Source organism: Streptomyces sp. NPDC057654 (genome assembly GCF_042800135.1).
In the GTDB taxonomy this organism is placed as follows: Bacteria; Actinomycetota; Actinomycetes; order Streptomycetales; family Streptomycetaceae; genus Streptomyces.
Map to the genome: position 1 here is coordinate 1 of NZ_JBHVHQ010001356.1, position 1,437 is coordinate 1,437.

Annotated in this window: 1 protein-coding gene and 1 pseudogene; one reads left to right on the forward strand and one right to left on the reverse strand. The window is 71.0% G+C overall.

What is annotated here, in order from left to right; translation table 11 throughout:
• Window positions 1-163, reverse strand: a pseudogene (locus ACFU99_RS43580) (MarR family transcriptional regulator); the annotation flags it as partial.
• A gap of 267 nt (window positions 164-430) precedes the next feature.
• Between ACFU99_RS43580 and ACFU99_RS43585 the strand changes: the two are divergent.
• A complete protein-coding gene (locus ACFU99_RS43585; RefSeq protein ID WP_384404310.1) occupies window positions 431-1,339 on the forward strand; it encodes a lysozyme in 909 nt (302 codons plus the stop codon).
• The last annotated feature ends 98 nt before the right edge of the window (window positions 1,340-1,437 follow it).

Genomic DNA, 1,437 nt, shown 5'->3' on the forward strand with positions numbered 1-1,437 from the left:
GTTCGGGGTGGACCGCGCGGGCCATCTCGCCGGAGGAGGCGCGGGCCCGGCGCAGGAAGACCGCCAACTCGCGTTCCAGGGCGAGGAACGCGCGGTCGCCGGCGCTGCCGGACGCGCTGCGGTCGCCGCCCTCCGCGGGCGGCGGGGTCCCGGTGTTGTGCACGTCAGCGCCCTTCCAGCTGTTCAGATCTGAAACTTTCCGCTCGCCGCGGCCGTATCGCCGCAGCTTGACCAGTATTTCGCAGGATTAGACCAACGGCAGCACCCGGCCCCTCTATCGCCGCCCCCCTTCGCGCCCGTAGCGTCTGACATGTCATGGCCACTCCAATTAGTGGTTTCTACACCGTCAAACGGCGGGAATAAGTCATGATGTATGAGGACATCCCCCACTGAGATCCACTGAGATCCACTGAGTCCCTGGGAGGTACGCATGCCCGAGCACAGATCCGCTCCGGCCCGCCGCGGACTCCGCGCGCCGGCCGGCCGCCCCTCCGCACTCGTCTTCCTCAGCTCCGCCCTCGCCCTCCTCCTCTCCCTCCTGGCGCCGCCCGCGACGGCCGCGGACGCCGCGCCCCCCTCGGGCCCCGCTGACCGCGCGGCCCCCTCGGACCGCTCCGAGCCCGCGCACCCGGACCGCGACTGGATGGGCTCGACCCTCCCCTCCCACGAACCCCACGCCCGCGCGGGCCACGCCCCGCGCCCCCGCCTCAGCGCCTCCGTCGAGGGCGTGGACGTCTCCAGCCACAACGGCGACGTCAACTGGCAGACCCTGTGGAACAGCGGCGTCCGCTGGGCCTACGTCAAGGCGACCGAGTCCACGAGCTACACCAACCCGTACTTCGCGCAGCAGTACAACGGCTCGTACAACGTCGGCATGATCCGCGGCGCGTACCACTTCGCCACCCCCGACACCTCCTCCGGAGCCGCCCAGGCCGCCTACTTCCTCGCCCACGGCGGCGGCTGGTCGCGGGACGGCAAGACGCTGCCCGGCGCGCTCGACATGGAGTACAACCCGTACGGCGCGGCCTGCTACGGCAAGAGCGCGAGCGCCATGGTCGGCTGGATCCGCGACTTCCTCACCGCCTACCACGCCAAGACCGGCCGCGATCCGGTGATCTACACCTCGACCAGCTGGTGGAAGGCGTGCACCGGCAACTACGCGGGCTTCGGGAGCGCCAATCCGCTGTGGATCCCGCGCTACGGCTCCTCGGTCGGCGAACTCCCCGCCGGGTGGGGCTTCTACACGATGTGGCAGTACACCTCGACAGGCCCGACCGTCGGCGACCACAGCGTGTTCAACGGCGCGTACGACCGGCTCAAGGCGCTGGCCAACGGCTGACGGGCCGACAGCACTCAGGGCCGGGCGCCCCAAGGACGTGTGTACGGGCGGACGCGTCCGTACACACAAGGGCGGGCCCCCGGACATCGGTGCCGGGG

What these genes read in the sequence shown, in the direction of transcription:
- ACFU99_RS43585 (WP_384404310.1), top strand. Translation starts at nt 431, where the DNA reads ATGCCCGAGCACAGATCCGCTCCGGCCCGCCGCGGACTCCGCGCGCCG.